The sequence below is a fragment of the Rufibacter radiotolerans genome (assembly GCF_001078055.1).
GTDB lineage: Bacteria > Bacteroidota > Bacteroidia > Cytophagales > Hymenobacteraceae > Nibribacter > Nibribacter radiotolerans.
Genome location: NZ_CP010777.1, coordinates 2,286,476 through 2,307,030 on the forward strand (window position 1 = coordinate 2,286,476; position 20,555 = coordinate 2,307,030).

Sequence of the window (20,555 nt, forward strand, 5' to 3'; positions counted from 1 at the left end):
AAACGGGCTTAAAACGGAATGCACGCAGCGCAGGAGAAGGAATGGATTGTGATCAGGGGCTGGGGCTCTTTGTCTGGTTTGGGGAGTACCCCGGCGGAGATCAAAGCCTCCTATGCCACGGGCAGGACTACCTTCACCACCCTGCCGCATTTGGGCCAAGGCACCCCAGTTTCCCCTCTTTCCGCCTCCGGCGAAACAGCTTTGCAAACGTTGGTACAGGAAGAACCCGTTTACTCCTCCCTGGACCGCTCTGTGCTTATGGCCATCTTAGCCGCCCGGCAAGCAGTGGCGCAGGCTGGTTGGGCAGATTCCCCTGACGTTCCCATTGGGGTGAACATCGGGTCCTCACGGGGTGCCACGGGTTTGTTTGAGCAGTACCATGAAGAATTCCTGCAGAATCCGGGGCAACGCCTTTCGCCCAGTGCCTCGCCCAGCACCACTTTGGGGAACGTAGCCAGCTGGGTAGCCAATGATATAAACGCATCGGGCCCGGTTCTGAGTCATTCGGTTACCTGCAGCACCGCTTTGCAGGCTTTTGCCAACGGGGTGGCCTGGCTGAAGGCTGGAATGGCCAAACGCTTTCTGGTAGGCGGCACCGAAGCCCCGCTTACTCCTTTCACCCTGGCCCAGCTGAAAGCCATTGGCATCTACACCAAGTTTTCCGCCCATGAGAACCCCTGCCGTCCGCTTAACCCCGAAGGGCATAATACCTTTACCTTAGGTGAAGGGGCGGCCGTGTTTGCCCTGGAAAGGATGACTGAAAAGGAAATGCAGGCCCTGCCCCAGAACCAATTCTTTACCGTAGCCGCAGTAGGCATGGGCTTTGAACGAAGTCCATCCAAAACGGGTATCTCTTCAGACGGGCACCACTTCCAAAAGGCCCTGCGTGATGCCCTTAAACAGGCCCAGCTCTCTCCTGATCAAATCAGTTATCTTATTTTACACGCGCCCGGCACCCGCGCCGGTGATGCCGCCGAACTTGCCGCCATTCGCTCGGTTTTCGGCACAGAACTCCCAAATCTCTATTCTAACAAATCCCAGATTGGTCACACGCTGGGAGCTTCCGGCGGACTTAGCACAGCTTACTTTCTTGACCACCTTTCCCATCAACCTACTTCTCCTTCCTTATTAAAGAATAATTTTTTATCAAATTCTTTACATTTAAATAACGCTATAATTTCTTCTGCTGGCTTTGGCGGTAATGCTTCTTCTCTTCTTATTCAAAAAATTACAATTTAAGTTATATTTAAAATAAATATATTTATATAATAATTTGCTTTTTTAGTGGCATTGTAATATTTTCATGAAGTATTTTACCTTATCCAGCAAGACAGGAAGTTTGTGCATGGTTGAGAAAAAACGATAAGGTAAGGGAGCCTCGGTCTTGTCTGATATCTACTTGAATTAGCAAATCCTATTAAATTTTTCTATGATGAAATTAATACCTACCCTCTCCTTGTCTTTTTTTTCAAAGGTCCTATTTTTTATTGGTTTCATTCTATTAATAAAACCTTTGGATAGCTATTCACAAAATGATGTACCCCCTATTAGCCTTGAACCTAAAGGAACTTACATACAAGAATTTGATGGAATGCCTACTACCCCACCTTTTACTGTAATAGGTAATAGTGGGAACCCTACTTTAGTAAATAATTCCATACCATGGGTTAATAATGGAATGGTGAACGGGTGGTATGCCGCAATGACCACTACTTCTACTCCCCTCCAATATTCATCATCAGCTGAAGGTGCCGTTACTTTTGATAAAAGAAAATACACGCCAGGTAGCGGCATGTTAGGTATGGGTCCACAAAGTGGCAGTGGAAAAGATTTGGCTTTGGGTAGCCTTACTGCTCAAGCAAATGCCAACTCATTTACCGGCAACATCTATTACGGAGTTCGGTTTAAAAATACCTCAGCCGCAGATACTATAAAGGTTCTTGATCTTTCCTTCTTTTTAGAACAATGGCTTGATGCAGAACAAAACAACTGGATACAGTTACAATACCAGGTGGCACCCTCCTCAAATACAACTCTCACGAATATATTATCAGGAACCTGGGTAGCCGTGGGTGATTCTACCTTGTTGCGGGCTCCTCAGGACAATGTATCAACTTCGAATAACAACTCTTTAACCCCCTTGAATGGTAACGAAGTCAGACGTGCAATCGTCGTTTCTTTGGGTGGAGTAGGCACTCCTGCGCTAAGCATACCCCCAGGATATGAATTCATGATCAGGTGGGTAGACTTTGATAGTGGCAACAATGCTGGCAGAAAAGACATCTTGGCCATTGATAACTTAACAGTATCTGCTTTTGCCACAGTTGCTACTCCGCTTCCGGTTACGCTCACCTCTTTCACTTCCAAAAACAAAGATGGCAAAGTGGAATTAAACTGGACCACCGCTTCTGAGAAAGACAACGACTTTTTCCAGGTGGAGCGCAGCTCAGACGGCAAGGCTTTCCATGCCATCGGGCAGGTGAAAGGCCACGGCACCAGCAGCATACAGCAAAGCTACACTTTCACAGATGCCTCCGCTATGGCGGGCACCTCTTACTATCGCTTAAAGCAGGTGGACTTTGACGGTAAGTCAGAGTTGACCAAGGTTATTGCCCACACCCTAGGCAAGTCAGTCGCCGCCGCCGCCGCATTGCTGGTGGGACCTAACCCCTTCCAGCAGCAGTTGGCCTTCACGGTGAATACCGTTACTGAAACAGAGGCGGTAGTAGAACTAAGGAACATGCAGGGTACCGTCTACCACCAAGAGAAAGTGAGCCTGGCCGCGGGCAGTTCCCCCTTGGAGATAGCCACCTCTTCTCTACCGCAAGGATTGTATATCCTGTCCGTCACCGGTTCAGACGTACACCTGTCACAACGGGTAATGAAAGTAAATTAACTTTAATCGTTCGCTCACCTTTCCCAAAATCCCTTTATAAACGCTTACCGCTCTTCATAAGACCTCAATTTACCTACCTTATAAAGTAGGCAAATTGAGGTCTTTACTTTTAGGCACTAGGCCGTCCGGCTTTCTTAAATTCATAGAATCTACCCAGCGGAGCATTTAGACTATTCCACGCTTTCTTCTTGCGGGTACCAAGGTTGTGATTGATTTAGGTCACGTGATACCATTGCCAGACGTTACTCCAAAAAATACTCTCACTCTTCTAAAGTCACCTTGATAGTCAAGCAATTGCCAGATCCTGTAGTCTAACCTTTCCTTTTTTTTGCCTAAGGCCCCTTTTTAGATTATTTTTTTAAAATAATTTTTTCTTGTTTTTATCTAATGATCGAAGTTTGAAAATATGTTCTATCGCTTTAAAACCAATTTTTGGTAAACTAGCTAAAACAGTAATATTGTTAAATTTATATTTAAAATTATATACATCCTCTTATATTTTGTTTTTCTTGTTATTTTAAAATAATTTCATGGCGTTATTACGTATTTAATCTGAGTTCAGAATAAATACCTAGAAAAAAATACCTGATAAGGTATAGGCTCCACCGTCTTGTATTTAAACGACTATAACGTCTAATTTTTTCACTAAAAATTTAAATTATGAAATTAACAGCTACCAACTCGTTAGCAATTTTTTCAAAAATCCTATTTTTTATTATTTTCTTTACAACCTATTTAAGTTTTAAGAGTACTGCCCAAATAAGCCTGGGTACCAAGTATACCCAGAACTTTGATGGGTTGCCTGCCACTGCTCCCTTTATGGTGATGGATGGTTCTAATAATGGTAGTCCAGTAGTTTATAATAACTCCGTTGCTTGGATAAACGATACCTATGTAAGAGGTTGGTATGCGGCAATGAATACAACAACCACTCCTCTTCAATACTCCTCTTCTTCTAACCCAGTGTATGAATTTAAAAACAAAAAATACACAATAGGGAATGGCATAGTAGGGATGGGGTCACCGGGTGAGCTGTCCTTGGGTAGTTATACAGCCCAAGAAAACGCCAATGCTGAAACCGGTGATATTTTTTATGGGGTAAGATTCAAAAACACCTCTTCTAAAATCATCACTTTTATTGAGTTGAATTTTAGATTGGAACAGTGGCTAGACGCCGATTTACAAAGTAACCTACTACTTGACTACCAGGTATCTAGTACTCCTATAACCGATTTAAAAGCGGGCACCTGGACAAACGTTGGTGGTTCTACTCTAATGGTTGCTCCTCAAGATAATGTGAATAATGCCAGTAATGCAGATCTAACACCCGTGAATGGGAATGTGGTTTTCAAAGATATTACCGTAACTATTGGTTCACTGGCAAATTCGCCTTTTGTAGCCTTAGCAGTTTTGCCCGGCCAAGAAATAATGATCAGATGGGCAGATCTTGCTGGCACCCAGAATGCCGGTAAAAAAGATATTTTAACCATAGACAACCTGGTAGTAACTCCTTATGGAGAAGATGCTGTCCCACTTCCCGTTACGCTCACCTCTTTCAATTCCAAAAACAAAGACGGCAAAGTAGATCTTACCTGGACCACTGCTTCTGAAAAGGACAACGATTATTTCCTTGTGGAGCGCAGTTCAGATGGCAAGGCTTTCCATGCCATCGGGCAGGTGAAGGGCAGTGGCACAAGCAACGTACAAAGAAGCTATACTTTTACAGATCCTTCTGCCAATGCAGGAACCTCTTATTACCGCTTAAAACAAGTAGATTTTGACGGCAAATCAGAACTATCCAAAGTCATTGCCCACACCTTAGGAAAATTGAATGCGGCGGCGGCTTTGCAGGTTGGGCGTAATCCCTTCCAGCAGCAACTGGCCTACAGTGTTCAGTCCCCTGCCGCCACCGAGGCAGTCGTAGAGCTTAGAAACATGCAAGGGAAGGTTTTCCACACGGAAAAAGTGGCTTTAGCCACAGGCACCTCCCAGTTGGAAATTAGCACTGCGACACTTCCTCAAGGCGTTTACATTCTGTCTGTTACCGGCACCGACCTGCGCGTGTCACAGCGCGTAATGAAAATTCAATAACATAATTTACCCAGGTATACAGAGACCCCTGAGTTAGCATTTCATTAATTTACATAGACCCTTTGTTAAACCCGGGGCTACTGTAGCTAAGCTACAGTAGCCCCGGGTTTCTTTTTATGGGTACTTCTATACCTTTTGCTCCTACTATTGCCATTTAATCTTTCGCCTGAAAAGATGAGACAATAGAATTGAAAGCAAATCCGTCTGTTTAAAAGCCTTCCAGTTCAGGTACTTAGCAACCCCTCGCCCCTGCTTAACTAATGTAAATTTTTACAGTGTTTGGGATAGATTTTTTCAGGTACCTACGCATTCATTTAGTAAATTTGCAGGAATTATTTCGTTACTATGAAAATCATGAAATTTGGGGGCACCTCCGTAGGCTCTGCGGAGCGGATGGGTGCTGTCTCACAACTACTTCCAACCCAGGAACCGGTTATTGTAGTGCTGTCTGCCATGTCAGGCACCACCAACCACCTGGTGCACATTGGGCAGGAGCTGGCGCAGGGAAACACTGACCAGGCTGAATCTCTCATAAACCAACTGGAGCAGCACTATAAACAGGTAGTTGCCCAACTATATAAACAGGAAACCTCCATTGAAAAAGGCAAACAGGTTTTGGCTACCGTTTTCCAAGACATAAGAGCACGACTGGACCTTCCGTATTCCGGGGTAACCGAAAAAATCATTCTGGCTCAGGGCGAGTTGTTGTCCACCCAGCTTTTCCAGATTTTTCAGGAAGAGAAGGGCATCAAATCTGTGTTATTGCCGGCGCTGGAATTCATGCGCATTACGCCAGACGAGGAACCAGACCAGGCTTACATTAGAGAACACCTGAACCAGTTGCTGGCCCAGTACCCAGACAATCAGCTCTTTATTACGCAAGGGTACATCTGCCGCAACGCCAAAAACGAGATAGACAACCTGAAGCGGGGCGGAAGCGATTACTCGGCCTCTATCATTGGGGCAGCGGTGAAGGCGTCTGAGATCCAGATCTGGACCGATATTGACGGCATGCACAACAATGACCCGCGGGTGGTGAAAAACACCTACCCCATTGCCGAACTGTCTTTTGACGAAGCAGCTGAGCTGGCGTATTTCGGGGCGAAGATTCTGCACCCTTCCAGTATCTTGCCTGCCCAGCAGGGCAATATTCCGGTTAGGTTACTGAATACCATGCAGCCTGAAGCCACCGGCACCACCATCTCGTCTAAAAAATCGGGTAGCAAGATAAAAGCAGTGGCGGCCAAAGACGGCATCATTGCCATTAAGATCAAATCCAGCCGCATGTTGCTGGCCTATGGTTTCCTGCGCAGTGTTTTTGAGGTGTTTGAACGCTTTAAAACGCCTATTGACATGATCACCACTTCTGAGGTGGCCGTCTCCCTTACCATTGACAATGACAAATACCTGCCCGAGATCACCGAGGCCCTGCAGCGTTTTGGCACAGTAGAGATTGACTCGGGCCTGACCATTGTCTGCGTGGTGGGTGACTTTATGGAAGACAAACCAGGAGCCGCCCTGCGGGTGGTGCAGTCGTTGGCCCAGATTCCGTTGCGCATGATCTCTTACGGCGGAAGCAAAAACAACATTAGCTTTCTGGTGAACACAAAATTTAAAGAAGAAGCTTTGATTTCCATCAATGAAGGCGTTTTCCAGGAAAGAGAGGAGGCCAATGCTTAAGGAGCAACTTTCGGTATTTGAGCAACACACCACCCCTTTCTATGCCTATGATCTTGGTTTACTGCGCCAGACCTTAGATTTGGCGCGCGCCGAGGCCAGCAAATACGGATACCACGTGCACTACGCCCTTAAGGCCAACGCCAACGCCCCTATTCTGGCCGAGGTGCTTGAAAGAGGGTTCGGGGCTGATTGCGTAAGCGGGAATGAAGTGCGCCGGGCGCTGGAAGCCGGTTTTGGCCCGGAGCAAGTGGTCTTTGCCGGCGTAGGGAAATCTGACGCTGAAATCAACTTCGCCCTGCAGTCCAACATATTCTGCTTCAACTGTGAATCTGTGCAGGAGTTGGAGGTGATTCAGGAACTGGCGGCCACCCAGGGAAAAACAGCCCAGGTGGCGCTTCGCATAAACCCAAACGTAGACGCCTACACCCACAAATACATTACCACCGGCCTGGAGGAAAACAAGTTCGGGATTAATGTATGGGAACTGGAAGGACTGGTGCTCCGCTTCGCGGAATGGCCTAACCTTAGATTGATTGGGTTGCACTTCCATATTGGCTCCCAAATCACTGACTTGCGGGCCTTTGAAAACCTGTGCGTGCGGGTGAATGAAATCCAGCGCTGGTTTGAGGACCGCGGTTTGGTATTCCCGCACCTGAACGTAGGCGGCGGACTGGGCGTGGATTACCGCGCCCCAGAGGAGAACCCTATTGCGGACTTTGCGGCCTATTTCAAGATCTTTGATCTGTTACTGGAGAAACGCCCTGGACAGCAGGTTCATTTTGAGCTAGGAAGAGCCTTGGTGGCCCCCAGCGGAAACCTCATCTCCAAAGTACTGTACCTGAAACACGGTCAGAAAACCAACTTCGTGATACTGGATGCGGGTATGACTGAACTTATGCGCCCCGCCTTGTACCAGGCGTACCATAAAATAGAAAACCTCAGCAGCGATTTGCCAGAGAAAACCTATGACGTGGTAGGTCCCATCTGCGAGTCAACGGACTGTTTCGCCAAGGGTTATATCCTGCCCGAAACCAAACGAGGAGACCTGGTTGCCATCCGGACTGCCGGTGCGTACGGGGAAGTGATGGTTTCAGAATACAACCTACGGGATAAGGTGAAAGCTATTTATTTATCATAAGTCTAGGGTATTATACTCAAGTCTACTTTTTAAAATCTGTTTTAGGGCCGTTTTTCATAAAACGGCCCTAAAACAGATTTTTTGCTTTATGCCTTTCCCATGGGTTCATTTCGGAGTGGGCATTAAAAGTAATTTGCTGAGAGGAGATAACTATTGGGAGAATAGAGCTTTATCCTATTGGAATATTGCTGGCGTTTCGGGCCTGTTTTCCAGAAAACAGGCCCGAAACAGTTTTAGAACCAGGTATCGTTTGGAGACGAACACCCTTGCCCTAAACCAGGAAACAGACTTTGCCCAAACGAAAAGCCCAGCTTTCTAGCTGGGCTTTTGGTAATTAAACGAACTAAAATGAACAAACTACTTTCTACTTTTTAAGAGGATTTAATGTAACTCCCATATTTTACAACCTTATTAGGGGATTAAAAGCTTAGGCGTTTGACCAAGCCACTGATTCTTTTTCCCGAACCTCCTTCACTTCTTCAAATCCTGAGGAAAGGGCCATGATATAAGCACCTGCTTGTCTGATCTGCTCCTGAGATTTAATGAGGTTACCTAGCGTTACGGTACCAATCAGGCTGAAGGCATCTGCCTCGCGTTGCACCGTCTGCAGGTTGGAAAGGCCAAGGGCCACTACCAGGTCTGGCTCGGGGCAACGCAGGTATACCTCCAGTTCATAGTCTAAAGCCAGGGCGGCAGCGTTTTTATGCCGTTGCAGTTTCTTATACCCGTAGCGGTACCCGCGGCTGATGGATTCAATGTCTGAAAGCACGGCAGACCCGGTGGGGTGCCCGCCGGCGCCTCTGCCTTTAAACAGTTGCGTTCCGGAGTAGCCGCCTTCCACTACCACGCCATTGAATTCCTGCTCCACGCCATATAAATCATCTGAGGCCCTTACCAGGCTAGGCAACACCAAGGGCACCAACTCCCCGTCTGCGGTCTCGTGCACAGAGGCCACCAGTTTTATCACGGCGTCATGTTGTTTGGCAAACTCCCAGTCCTGGTGGCCCAGGAAATCAATCCCGAAGAAAGCCACCTCTTCCGGGGCCAGCGTGCGGCCGAAGGCATGGGCCGCCAAGATGCAGAGTTTGTGCCGGGAATCGGCGCCGGCCACATCCAGCCAAGGGTCCAGCTCGGCGAAGCCTTTGTCCTGGGCCTCTTTCAGAGCCTCGCTGTAAGCCTTTTGGTTTTTGAAGATCTGGCTGAGGATGTAATTAGACGAACCGTTGAGAATGCCATGCACCCGGGCCACCGGCTCATTTGAAAAATACTCTTCTACCGTTCTAATAATTGGAATGCCCCCGGCCACCGCGGACTCATACAAAAGCGTGCCGCCAAACTCTTCCTGCAAAGCCAAAAGTTCAGGCAAATGATAGGCCACCAGTTTTTTATTCGCTGTAACCACTTTCTTCCCTCTGCGCAAGGCTTCAGAAACAATGGCATAGGCTTCATTGGCATCACTAATGGCCTCCACCAGAATATCCAGATGCTCGTCCTGCACTACTTCCAGCCAGTCATAGGTGAAGTTTTCCGGGGGAAGCGGCCGCAATTTGTTGGGGTCTTTCACGCAAATGCGCGCTACTTTGTAGGGCAGAGATTCTTCGCGGGCCAATATGTCATATAGTCCCTGGCCTACGCAGCCAAACCCAAACAAGCCAATAGTTAGAAGACGGTGGGAATCCATGTTTTTCGGGGTTGTTTTTTCTGTAAAAAAGTATCCAGGGCACGGCTTATTTGGGCCGTCTCCAGTAAAAAGCCATCATGACCGGCTTCTGAGTTAATGATCTGTAGAGTGGCGTTTGAAATGTGGCGGGCCACAAACCGCTGCTCGTTCACGGGGAACAACACATCTGTATCCACGCCAATCACCAGGGTCTCGGCCTGCACCCGGCGCAGCGCCTCTTCCAGGCCTCCGCGGTTGCGGCCCACGTGATGGTTATCCATCATCTTGGTCAATTGCCAGTAAGAAAAGGCATTAAACCGCTGTGCCAGCTTCTCGCCCTGGTATTGCTGATAAGTTGAGGCGCGGTAATGGCGCTTCCGGTCACCAGAGGAATCACGCTGGGACTGGTTATATGACTTGTAGGTACGGTAAGACAGCAAGGCAATGGCCCGCGCGGTCCGCATGCCCTGCAAACCGGCGTCATCAGTATCTAACTGCCAGGTCACATCTTGTTCAATGGCCATGCGCTGGGTTTCATGGAAAGCGATGGCCCAAGGGGTTTGGCGGGAATTGGCCGCCACCTGCACCAGGCGCCTGGTTACCTCTGGGTTTTCAATGGCCCACTCCAAGGCTTGCTGTCCGCCCAGTGAACCGCCAACCAACACGTCAATCTGCTCAATACCCAGTTCCTGACGCAACAAGTCAAAAGCTTTCACGGCATCCAGAACGGAAAGCGTTGGGAACGCGTGGTAATAAGGCTTACCCGTATCTGGGTTGAGGCTCAAGGGACCAGTGGACCCGTAGCAACTGCCCAAAGAGTTGGCGCAAACAATGAAATGGTTGGTAGGATCAAAGGTTTTGCCTTCGCCAAAGAGGCCTTCCCACCAGTCTTTCACAAAGGCGTTGCCGGTAAAGGCATGGCACACCCAGATCACGTTGCTACGGTCTTCGTTCAAGGTGCCCCAGGTGGTGTAAAAGAGTTGGAAGCCAGGCAATGATCGCCCGGACTCCAAAAGAAACTCATCTGTATAAGTAAAAACGCGTCCTGATAACATGGCAACTACTAGTTTAAAGAGGCCTCTAATTGGGTGTCACGCACCCTTACTTTGGCAAACGCCTGTTCAATATCTGCCTTGATATCTTCAATGTGCTCAATGCCCGCAGACACCCGCAGCAAGGTGGGGTTTACCCCGGCAGACAACTGCTCTTCCTCGTCCAATTGCTGGTGGGTGGTGGAGGCCGGGTGGATAATGAGCGTTTTAGCATCACCTACGTTGGCCAGGTGGCTTACTAGTTCCAGGCTGTTCACAAACGCCTCGGCTTCTTCTTTTCCGCCCTTCAGGTTAAAGCTCAAAACCCCACCAAAACCACGTTTCAGGTATTTTTGGGCCAGAAGATGGTACGGGCTGGAGGAAAGGCCGGGGTAATTCACGCTTTCCACTAATGGGTGTTTCTCCAGCCACTGGGCCAAAGCCAAGGCGTTCTCTACCGTGCGGTCAACCCGAAGTGAAAGCGTCTCAAGCCCTTGCAATAATTGGAAAGAATTGAATGGACTTAACGATGGACCGAAATCCCTTAACCCTTCTACCCTGGCCCTGATGGCGAAGGCGATGTTGCCGAACGGCCCATTGGCTCCGAACACTTCCCAGAAATTAAGACCATGGTACCCTTCAGATGGCTCACTGAATTGCGGAAACTTTCCGTTGCCCCAGTTAAAGTTACCGCCATCTACAATCACGCCGCCCACGGTGGTGCCGTGTCCGCCAATCCATTTGGTGGCAGAGGCTACTACCACGTTGGCGCCATGTTTTAAAGGCTGGAAAAGATAGCCGCCCGCCCCAAAGGTATTGTCCACTACCAACGGCAGGTTGTGCCCGGCCGCCACAGCGGCGATGGATTCAAAATCTGGGATACTGAAGCGCGGGTTGCCAATAGTCTCCAGGTAAAGCGCCTTGGTGTTCTCGTCAATTAAGGCAGCATAAGTAGCAGGCTCTTCATTCTTGGCGAACCGCACTTCAATGCCCAGCCGTTTAAACGCTACTTTAAATTGGTTGTAAGAACCGCCATACAGATTGCTGGAGGCCACAAAATTGTCGCCGGCCTGCAGGATGTTGTTTAGCGCGATGAATTGCGCCGCCTGGCCTGAACCCACGGCTACGGCCGCTACTCCGCCTTCCAGGGCAGCAATGCGCTTTTCAAACACATCGGTGGTGGGGTTCATGATGCGGGTATAAATGTTCCCGAACTGCTTTAAGGCAAACAGGTTGGCGCCGTGTTCGGCACTCTCAAACACATAAGAAGTAGTCTGGTAAATAGGAACCGCGCGGGAGCGGGTAGTAGGATCTATTTCTTGGCCAGCATGCAGCTGAAGGGTTTCAAAACGATAAGGAGAAGACATAGTAATGGCTGGTTACAATTGAAAAATTGAACAAAAACAAGACTCCGGGAAAACTAACGAATAGCAGGAACAACCCTGCCGCGGCACGTCAGACCCTGGAAAACAGGAAAAGGTGGATTAGAAGCGACAACAACAGCCCCGCATGCTACACATTCGCATGCTTGTTGTGCTAATAGAGAAATGAATTGTACTACCTGTTACCAACGCCGTTTGGCGTGACCCTGCATTGTAAGAAGTGGCTTTTGCTTGATTTTCCATCTTCGTATCAATTTATATTCCCCAAGGCAATATGTCCATTGGGTTCAGGAATTAGCACCTTACACGGTTGGTAGGTTGCTAGAGCTTCTCAGAGCCTGTCTCTCCACTCTTCTTTATAAATCAACTACCTTGATAATTGACTTGATATTGCAAATGTAGGCCCCAAAACATTATTTCCAAACTATTTTAAAAAAATTAACAAATTATTTTTGCCAAGCCCGCAACACCTGCTTTCTACCGTTGCCAATGTCATATCGCTACCTAACATTCATTAGCAACTTCACAACAACCCTCCTTTGCACCATCAGTCACCCTCTCTGCTTAAATGGATGTTCTAGGTTTTTAGAAATAGGTAAACCGGCCCGGAGCCTATCGTTTCTGGCCTACCCTGGGGCACAAAGAAGAAACAGTTTTGATCCTTCCTTGCCCCTTATCTATCCTTTCCTAACTTTGCCGCTGTTAGTCCTTTCTTATGCAAGCATTAAAAGAAACCAACTTCCATTTCCCCAACCAGACCGGGTTTTACCGGGGCAAAGTCCGCGACGTTTATTATTTCAAAGACAAGTTGGCCATGGTGGCCACCGACCGCATCTCAGCGTTTGACGTGGTGCTGCCACGGGCCATCCCCTATAAAGGACAGGTATTGAACCAGATAGCGGCTTCTTTCCTGAAAGCCACCGCCGATGTGGTGCCAAACTGGGTCATCAGCCATCCGGCGCCTAACGTGACCATAGGCAAGCAGTGCGATACGTTCAAAGTGGAGATGGTGATCAGGGGCTACCTGGCAGGCCATGCCTGGCGCGAGTACAGTGCCGGCAAACGCACCCTTTGCGGGGTAACGATGCCAGAAGGATTAAAGGAAAACGACCCCTTCCCGGAGCCTATCATCACCCCTACCACCAAAGCGGCAGAAGGCCATGACGAGGATATTTCACGGGAGGAGATTCTGCGCCAGGGAATAGTATCTGAGCAAGATTACCTGCAGATAGAGGCTTACACAAGAGCCCTTTTCAAGCGGGGCACCGAACTGGCCGCCGCCCGGGGTTTGATCCTGGTGGACACCAAATACGAGTTCGGCAAAGCCGATGGCAAAATTTATGTGATTGATGAAATCCATACGCCCGACTCCTCCAGGTTCTTTTACGCCGAGGGCTATCAGGCGCGGCAGGACGCCGGCCAGCCGCAACGCCAACTATCCAAGGAGTTTGTGCGTCAATGGCTCATAGAAAACGGGTTTCAGGGCAAAGAGGGGCAACAGGTACCGGAAATGACAGATGCCAAGGTCACCGAGATTTCGCAGCGGTATATTGAATTATATGAGCAATTACTAGGCGAGAAATTTATTCCGCAAGATTACGCCAGTCAGCCACATAGCCTCCAGGAAAGCATTGCCGCAAACATTTTTTAACATACTTTGTTACAGATATTCCACCAAAAATTGGTAGATTCGCAGTCTAAACCTTTTTGCTGTTACTTATGAAGTACACAATAGATAAAAAAGAGAACTATACCATCATCACTATAGATGAAAAGAAACTGGACACCACGATCGCTCCTGATCTGAAGTCTGAGTTTGTTAAATTGAATGCAGAAGGTATCACCAACCTGATCTTGGATCTATCAAACGTAAAATATACTGATTCTTCCGGGCTTTCCTCTATTTTGATAGCCAACCGTCTTTGCAACTCTTCTGGAGGCGTATTGATTTTAACTGGCCTTCAGGAGCACGTGACTAAACTGATCACCATCTCTAAACTGGAGTCTGTGTTGAATATTTTACCTACCGTAGAAGAAGGTATTGACCGTGTGTTCCTGCACGAAATTGAGAGCGATCTTACCAAAAAAGAAGAATAGTCAATCTGAGGAAACAGCAGTTTGGACTTCGAGCTGAAAATACTTGGTAGCTCCTCTGCCACCCCTTCCTTTGAACGTCATCATACCGCCCAGATTCTCACGGTTGGTAACCAGATCAATCTGATAGATTGCGGCGAAGGTACACAAATGCAGCTGATGCGATACAAGGTAAAGCATCAGCGCATTTGTAACATCTTTATAAGTCACCTCCACGGTGACCATTATTTTGGATTGGTGGGCCTGCTGTCCACCATGCACCTGCAACAGCGCACGGCCCCCATCAACCTTTACGGCCCCAAAGGCCTGGCTGACATCCTTTCTCTCCAGTTTAAGTACGGCGGCACCCAACTCCCCTACCCCATTAATTTTGTGGAGGTAGACACCACCGTTTGCCGGAAGATCTTTGAAGACAAATTCATGACGGTGCACTCGCTGCCCATGCAGCACCGCGTGCCCTGCTGCGGGTATTTGTTCAAAGAGAAAGAGAAACCCCGCCACCTGCTCAAAGGAAAACTCCCTGAATTCCTGACTCCACCCCAACTGGTCCGCCTGAAATGGGGCGAGGACATACGCAACGAGCAGGGCGATATTCTGGTGCGCAACGAAGTCGTGACTACCCACCCCAAGCGCAGCCGCAGTTACGCCTACTGCTCAGACACCAAGTACAAAGAAGACATTCTGCCCTACATACAAGGCGTGGACCTGCTCTACCATGAGGCTACGTTTTTGAGTGACATGGCCCACCGCGCAGAACATACCTTCCACAGCACCGCCGCCCAGGCCGCTTCCTTAGCCCAAAAGGCCCAGGTCAAGCGCCTTCTCATCGGTCACTTCTCCGCCCGCTACAAAGAACTTTCCCCGCTGCTGGAAGAGGCCCAGGCTATTTTCCCTAATACCAATTTGGCTACAGAAGGGAAAACGGTTAGTGTGTTGGAGTAGAAAGGCATTCCTTTAATTAGCTTTTGCCTTGGATTACCTTCTGCTGCTTCCTGAGCCCTACATTACTTTTCTGCCATTGCTGGCGTAGTAACTGCTTTTGCTTTTGAGTTTTTGGGAATGCAATTCTGCTTTAGCTAGCGTGGTTTCTGTTCTTGCCTAAGTACTTATGCTAGGTTATTTCATCTTCACCCTCCGAGCGCTCACGGCCGCGGGGCCCCGTCTTTCCCCCTCGCACTGCCCTTGCGGCCTCTTTGCCTTCTGCCCTTAGTAAAGCTACTTCAGGGCCACAAGCGAGGCGCTCGAGGTAAAGACTGGAATCGAGGGAATGCGTTTGAGGAATGTGTTTTAAGATTCGCGTTTTGAGGCCGTTTTCCAGAAAACAGGCCCAAAACGCTATCCCGCTTCTTCAACGCAGACTCTCCCCTTAAGGGGAGCGCAGAGGGGTGTTTACACAGGAGTGAAGGCATTTCTATCCCCTTTTGAAGTGGGATTGCAAATGCCTAATCTCTACTAGGAATGATGTTTCCAGCCCGTTTTCCTCAAAACAGCCCCAAAACGAAATCACCCAACTAGGCACTTACTTCCAAAATTTTATAATTAACACCTTTATTCCATCTTTACAGGAAATATAAATCCATTTTATTGCATGCCGCTTTCTACCCACTACCACGCCTCCATGGGCGATAAAAAACGACAGCTGTTCATGGTGCTGTGTGGCATTTTTCTTACCAATGCCTTGCTGGCCGAACTGATTGGGGTGAAGATATTTTCGGGGGAAGGGGTGTTTGGGTTGCCGGGCGCGCAGGTACCGGTTCTGGGTAGCACCTTTGACTTCAACCTGACGGCTGGGGTCATCATCTGGCCTATTGTGTTTATTACCACTGACATCATCAATGAGTACTTCGGGAAGGACGGGGTGAAGCGCATTAGTGTCTTGACGGCTATTCTCATTGCATATGCGTTTCTGGTGATTGTCATTGCCACGGCCTTGCCGCCGGCGCAGTTCTGGCAAGACATCAACAACCAGGGACCTAACGGGGCGGCCTTTGACATGGACTTCGCGTTTAACAAGGTGTTCCGGCAGGGCCTGGGAATTATCATTGGCTCTTTAGTGGCGTTTCTGGTGGGTCAGTTGCTGGATGCGCATGTGTTCCACTGGCTTAAGGGCATCACCAGCAGCAAAAAGATCTGGATTCGGGCCACCGGCTCCACGCTGGTCTCACAGTTGGTAGACACGGTGGTGGTGCTGTTTATTGCCTTCTACCTGTTCGGGGACTGGAGTCTGAAGATGGTGTTGTCGGTGTCGGTGATCAATTACCTGTACAAGTTCACCATGGCGGTGGTGCTCACGCCTCTGCTGTACCTGGCCCACCCCATTATTGACCGCTACCTGGCTGATGACAAAAAAGTACCCATGGAAACGTTCATTGCCAAAGACTAGCCCAGCCTCATCCTCGTAGAACCAACTCATGGCGCAACCTCCCTTGTACTTACTCAGCGGTTTAGGAGCTGATGAACGCATGTTCCAATTCCTGGACCTGCATCACCCCAACCCCCGCGTTTTAAAGTGGATTACCCCAGACCCTGAGGACACCCTGGCGACGTACGCCCTCAAACTAACCCAACAGATGGAGCCCAGCCAAGAACCGCCCATCGTGATTGGCCTAAGTTTCGGGGGCATGGTGGCGCAGGAACTGGCCCGGCAAATACCCGTCAAGCGGTTGATCCTTATTTCCACGTTGGTAGATACTAACCAGATTGCCTTGCATTACCGGTTCTGGGGCTGGCTGAAGGTCCAGAAATGGCTTCCGTTTGAGATAGCCAAGCGCTTTACCGGGTTGGGGGCCTGGCTGTTCGGGGTTGACTCCGCTGAAGACAAAGCTATTTTCAGGTCCATCATCCAGGACACTGATGTGCCTACCCTGCGGTGGTCGCTCACCCAGATTCTTACCTGGCACAGCCCCTCCCCGCCCCCCGAGGCCATCATCATCCACGGCGACCGGGACAAGCTTCTGCCGGTTCCTAAGGTGCCCCACCTGCATCTGGTCAAAGGGGGCGAGCACCTCATTGTGTTGAACCGGGCCAAGGAAGTAAGTGAACTGGTGAACCGGTACCTGGACTAAGCCGTTTTGAGGCTATTTTTCTAAAAACAGCTTAAAAACGGGTTTGTCTTTCCAGTTTGCCTGCCAATCGTTTACTTTGTAGAGAACTTTACAGTAACCAAATGGCACGTATCCTTACGGGCATCCAAAGCAGTGGCCGTCCGCACTTGGGCAACCTGCTGGGTGCTATCCTCCCCGCGATAGAGCTCTCAAAAAAAACCGAGAACGAATCGCTTTACTTCATCGCCGATTTACACTCGCTCACTTCTATACGCGATGCCGAAGAGCGCCGGATGAATACCTATGCCGTAGCCGCTGCCTGGCTGGCTTTTAACTTTGACACTGATAAAAACATCTTTTACCGCCAGTCAGACGTGCCGGAGGTAACCGAACTGACCTGGTACCTAAGCTGCTTCGCGCCGTTCCCTATGCTGGCCAACGCGCACTCGTTCAAGGACAAATCGGCGCGCCGAGGTCTGGCGGACGTGAACGCCGGCTTGTTCACCTACCCTATTCTCATGGCCGCCGACATTCTGCTATATGATGCCCAGTTTGTGCCCGTAGGAAAGGACCAGGTACAGCACCTGGAGATCACCCGTGACGTGGCCAGCTCCTTCAACCATATTTACGGCGAGACCTTTGTGTTGCCAGAAGCGACGGTAGACGAATCTGTGATGACCGTACCAGGCATTAACGGCGAGAAAATGAGTAAATCATACGGCAATACCATTGATATCTTTCTGCCGGACAAGGAACTCCGCAAGCGCGTTATGAGCATTGTCACCGACAGCAAAGGCCTGGATGACCCCAAAGACCCTGACACCGATACCACCTTCAAGCTCTACTCTTTGCTGGCTTCGCCGTCAGAAATTGAGGGAATGCGCCAGAATTACCTGGCCGGAGGGTTCGGGTATGGCCATGCCAAACAAGCCCTTTATGACCTCATCATTACCAAATACGCTGAGCCCCGCGAGCGCTTCCAGTATTTCATGAACAACCTCCCGGAACTGGACGCCAAACTAGCCGAAGGTGCCGCCAAAGCCCGTGCCCTAGGGGCACCGGTGTTGAAGCGGGTACGGGAGAAGTTGGGATTTTAAGGGGGTAGCAAGTAGTGCGTAGCACGTAGCAAGATTCTATTTTGAAAAGGAAAAGCCGGGGCAGTACTGCTCCGGCTTTTCTGGTTTATTTGGTGGCCTGGAAACCTTAGGTTCCCTTTCTTTTTCTTGTAGGGACAGGGCTTGACCTGTCCGCTGCGGTTCTCACCGAAGCCAAGTATCTCTTTAGGTGTTCGTTTCAGGTTGCTGGCGTTTTGAGGCCGTTTTTGGAACAAGGGGGCTGGAAACGGAGTGGATCTGCAGGAGTGCGTCATCCCGGGCCTTCAAAGGGAACGAAGGAGAGGGCAATGCGTGCGGACAGGTCAAGCCCTGTCCCTACAGGGTAGGCGTGGGGAATTTGTTTTGCCCCTCCACCGCAGGAGACAAGGCACTGCCTGGTCTCTACAGAGGGAATGCATTGGGAATGGTAGAGACAATGGCACCGCCTTGGCTCCAACGGTATCAGGTGGCCATACCGCCCGCCCGTGGACCTCGCAGCGCCCGCAGGTCCAGCGGCATTCTGTGCCAACAGTTTCTCTAAGCGTACATCTGCTGGGTTAACACCCCTCTCCAGACCTGCGCTTGCTGCATCAAACTCTCGTTCGGGCAATCCTCAAGGGAGAGTCTGCGGTGAATAGGCAATGTTGCATTTTAAGCCTGTTTTCCCAAAAACTGTCCCAAAACAGAAAAGGCTCCTGCCCAGGAATTACCTGTGCAGGAGCCGATTAAATCTTTAAATTATAGTTACGGTTGCCCGCTAGAAGCTAGGCTTTCCAAACTTCCTCGCGTACGCCTTTGCCTACGCTCAGGATAATGCGGGTAGGGTTAGGAACCAGCACTAGGCGGGCTTCTTTATTGGGGAAAGCGTCTGCCTCTACCCACACACCTTCTTTGCCGGTCACGTCTACCTGGCCGTCGCCGTTCAGTTGTTCAGGAAGGTAGGCAGTCGGCAGGAGCACGTCGGTATCAGGGCATACTTTGTGGTGCACGTCACCTAAGACCTCCTCCAGGTATTCCCCAAAAGAATCATTGAACTCATCTTCCAGGTCATGCAGTTCTTCTTCCACCTCATCATAGCGGTCATCATTGTAGGAGAGTTTGCTCAACTCCTGCTTTTTCTGGATGATGGTCACTAAAGCGGTATTTATTTCTTGGATGTTCATGCGTTCTAAGTTTTCACAAATTTTATAACATCTTGCGCTATTTCCAAGTAGATGGGCCAAAACCATGCGCCAAATACTTATTTTCTTTCCAGCGCAATTCCCCTATTTTTACAGAAATTGCCCCTGGCAACAGACGTTTCACCTCAAAAGAAAGAATATATGGCAGAGCAAACAGACTTTCTTCCGCTCAAAGGCACAGATTATGTAGAGTTCTATGTGGGCAACGCCAAACAGAGCGCTTATTTCTACCAGACGGCCTTCGGGTTTGACCTGGTGGCCTACGCCGGCCCAGAAACCGGTATACGGGACCGCGCCTCTTATGTGTTGCAGCAGGGGAAAGTAAGATTTGTACTCACCACCTCTTTGTTGCCAGACTCCCCTATCTCTGAGCACGTGCGCCTGCACGGCGATGGCGTGAAAGTGATGGCCCTGTGGGTAGATGATGCATACAAATCCTATGAAGAAACCATAAAACGGGGCGCGAAATCGGCGGGCGAGCCGCAGACCTTAACCGATGAGTTTGGCGAGGTGAAAATAGCCTCCATCTATACCTACGGCGAGACCATCCATACCTTTGTGGAGCGCACCAATTACACCGGCGCCTTTATGCCCGGGTACAAAGCCAAAAAGAGTTCGGTGCCGGTAACGCCCGTGGGCCTGAAGCACGTAGACCATTGCGTAGGCAACGTGGGCTGGGGCGAGATGAACACCTGGGTTGATTTCTACGCCAAGGTAATGGGCTTTGAACTGTTGCTCACCTTTGATGACGAGGACATCTCCACGGAGTATTCGGCGCTTATGAGCAAGGTAATGAGCAACGGAAACGGCTACGTGAAATTCCCGATCAACGAGCCCGCCGAGGGCAAGAAGAAATCGCAGATTGAGGAGTACCTGGACTATTACCACAGCCCCGGCGTACAGCACATCGCCATCGCTACTGATGATATTGTGGCCACGGTGGGTGAGCTGCGGCGCCGAGGGGTGGAATTCCTGAGCGTGCCCGCCTCTTATTACGCCGACCTGCTACAGCGCGTGGGCAAGATAGACGAAGCCATCCAGCCCCTGCAGGACCTCAACATCCTGGTAGATCGCGACAACGAAGGCTACCTCCTGCAGATCTTCACCAAACCCGTGGAAGACCGCCCTACCGTGTTTTATGAAATTATACAGCGCAAGGGAGCCAAATCCTTCGGGAAAGGCAACTTTAAAGCCTTGTTTGAGTCTATAGAACGGGAACAAGCCTTGCGGGGAAATTTATAATGAATGAATGAATGAATGATTG

Annotated in this window: 17 protein-coding genes and 1 riboswitch; of the genes, 12 read left to right on the forward strand and 5 right to left on the reverse strand. The window is 49.5% G+C overall.

The genetic code is table 11. The features are described from left to right. The first annotated feature begins 18 nt into the window (after positions 1-18). Positions 19-1,239 carry a beta-ketoacyl synthase N-terminal-like domain-containing protein gene (locus TH63_RS09550; RefSeq protein ID WP_048920749.1) on the forward strand — a complete coding sequence of 407 codons (1,221 nt, stop codon included), beginning with the start codon at positions 19-21 and terminating at the stop codon, positions 1,237-1,239. A 330-nt stretch (positions 1,240-1,569) separates the two neighbouring features. Here TH63_RS09550 and TH63_RS20535 read toward each other — a convergent pair whose 3' ends face one another. Further along, the gene (locus TH63_RS20535) at positions 1,570-1,794 is read right to left on the reverse strand and encodes a hypothetical protein (protein ID WP_197088665.1); all 225 of its coding nucleotides are present in this window, start codon (positions 1,792-1,794) and stop codon (positions 1,570-1,572) included. Positions 1,795-2,140: 346 nt separating this feature from the next. On the opposite strand from TH63_RS20535, the gene TH63_RS20540 reads away from it, so the two are divergent. The 4 genes from TH63_RS20540 (at position 2,141) to lysA (ending at position 7,805) form a co-directional block, all read left to right on the forward strand. Then, a complete protein-coding gene (locus tag TH63_RS20540) occupies positions 2,141-2,896 on the forward strand; it encodes a T9SS type A sorting domain-containing protein (RefSeq protein WP_197088666.1) in 756 nt (251 codons plus the stop codon). Between the two features lie 660 nt (positions 2,897-3,556). Next, positions 3,557-4,987, forward strand: a complete 1,431-nt coding sequence (locus TH63_RS09560; RefSeq protein ID WP_048920751.1) for a T9SS type A sorting domain-containing protein — start codon at positions 3,557-3,559, stop codon at positions 4,985-4,987. A gap of 345 nt (positions 4,988-5,332) precedes the next feature. Continuing rightward, positions 5,333-6,667 carry an aspartate kinase gene (locus tag TH63_RS09565; RefSeq protein ID WP_048920752.1) on the forward strand — a complete coding sequence of 445 codons (1,335 nt, stop codon included), beginning with the start codon at positions 5,333-5,335 and terminating at the stop codon, positions 6,665-6,667. Further along, positions 6,660-7,805 carry a diaminopimelate decarboxylase gene (gene lysA, locus TH63_RS09570; RefSeq protein ID WP_048920753.1) on the forward strand — a complete coding sequence of 382 codons (1,146 nt, stop codon included), beginning with the start codon at positions 6,660-6,662 and terminating at the stop codon, positions 7,803-7,805. The genes TH63_RS09565 and lysA overlap by 8 nt, the downstream gene beginning before the upstream one ends. Positions 7,806-8,232: 427 nt before the next feature. On the opposite strand, the gene TH63_RS09575 is transcribed toward lysA, so the two are convergent. The 3 genes from TH63_RS09575 to TH63_RS09585 are packed head-to-tail and all read right to left on the reverse strand — an operon-like array spanning position 8,233 to position 11,863. Continuing rightward, positions 8,233-9,486 (reverse strand): homoserine dehydrogenase, encoded by a 1,254-nt coding sequence (locus TH63_RS09575; protein WP_053093772.1) that lies wholly within the window; start codon positions 9,484-9,486, stop codon positions 8,233-8,235. Next, positions 9,465-10,520 (reverse strand): homoserine O-acetyltransferase MetX, encoded by a 1,056-nt coding sequence (gene metX, locus TH63_RS09580; RefSeq protein ID WP_048920754.1) that lies wholly within the window; start codon positions 10,518-10,520, stop codon positions 9,465-9,467. Before metX ends, TH63_RS09575 begins: the two co-directional genes overlap by 22 nt. A gap of 8 nt (positions 10,521-10,528) precedes the next feature. Next, complete coding sequence (locus TH63_RS09585) at positions 10,529-11,863, reverse strand: O-acetylhomoserine aminocarboxypropyltransferase/cysteine synthase family protein (protein ID WP_048920755.1); 1,335 nt, start codon at positions 11,861-11,863, stop codon at positions 10,529-10,531. A 267-nt stretch (positions 11,864-12,130) separates the two neighbouring features. Next, positions 12,131-12,243: riboswitch (SAM riboswitch) on the reverse strand. A 350-nt stretch (positions 12,244-12,593) separates the two neighbouring features. Here TH63_RS09585 and TH63_RS09590 point away from each other — a divergent pair. The 6 genes from TH63_RS09590 (at position 12,594) to trpS (ending at position 18,113) form a co-directional block, all read left to right on the forward strand. After that, the gene (locus TH63_RS09590; protein ID WP_048920756.1) at positions 12,594-13,529 is read left to right on the forward strand and encodes a phosphoribosylaminoimidazolesuccinocarboxamide synthase; all 936 of its coding nucleotides are present in this window, start codon (positions 12,594-12,596) and stop codon (positions 13,527-13,529) included. Between the two features lie 68 nt (positions 13,530-13,597). Continuing rightward, positions 13,598-13,975, forward strand: coding sequence for an STAS domain-containing protein (locus TH63_RS09595; RefSeq protein WP_048920757.1), 378 nt, complete (start codon positions 13,598-13,600; stop codon positions 13,973-13,975). Between the two features lie 21 nt (positions 13,976-13,996). After that, entirely contained in the window at positions 13,997-14,914 is a 918-nt protein-coding gene (locus TH63_RS09600; RefSeq protein ID WP_048920758.1) for a ribonuclease Z, read from the forward strand. A gap of 646 nt (positions 14,915-15,560) precedes the next feature. After that, a complete protein-coding gene (locus tag TH63_RS09605; protein WP_048920759.1) occupies positions 15,561-16,355 on the forward strand; it encodes a queuosine precursor transporter in 795 nt (264 codons plus the stop codon). A gap of 28 nt (positions 16,356-16,383) precedes the next feature. Next, positions 16,384-17,037 (forward strand): alpha/beta fold hydrolase, encoded by a 654-nt coding sequence (locus TH63_RS09610; protein WP_048920760.1) that lies wholly within the window; start codon positions 16,384-16,386, stop codon positions 17,035-17,037. A 101-nt stretch (positions 17,038-17,138) separates the two neighbouring features. Then, entirely contained in the window at positions 17,139-18,113 is a 975-nt protein-coding gene (gene trpS / locus TH63_RS09615) for a tryptophan--tRNA ligase (protein ID WP_048920761.1), read from the forward strand. Positions 18,114-18,874: 761 nt separating this feature from the next. Here trpS and TH63_RS09620 read toward each other — a convergent pair. Further along, positions 18,875-19,273, reverse strand: coding sequence for a hypothetical protein (locus tag TH63_RS09620; RefSeq protein ID WP_048920762.1), 399 nt, complete (start codon positions 19,271-19,273; stop codon positions 18,875-18,877). A gap of 159 nt (positions 19,274-19,432) precedes the next feature. On the opposite strand from TH63_RS09620, the gene hppD reads away from it, so the two are divergent. Next, complete coding sequence (gene hppD / locus TH63_RS09625) at positions 19,433-20,533, forward strand: 4-hydroxyphenylpyruvate dioxygenase (RefSeq protein ID WP_048922720.1); 1,101 nt, start codon at positions 19,433-19,435, stop codon at positions 20,531-20,533. The last annotated feature ends 22 nt before the right edge of the window (positions 20,534-20,555 follow it).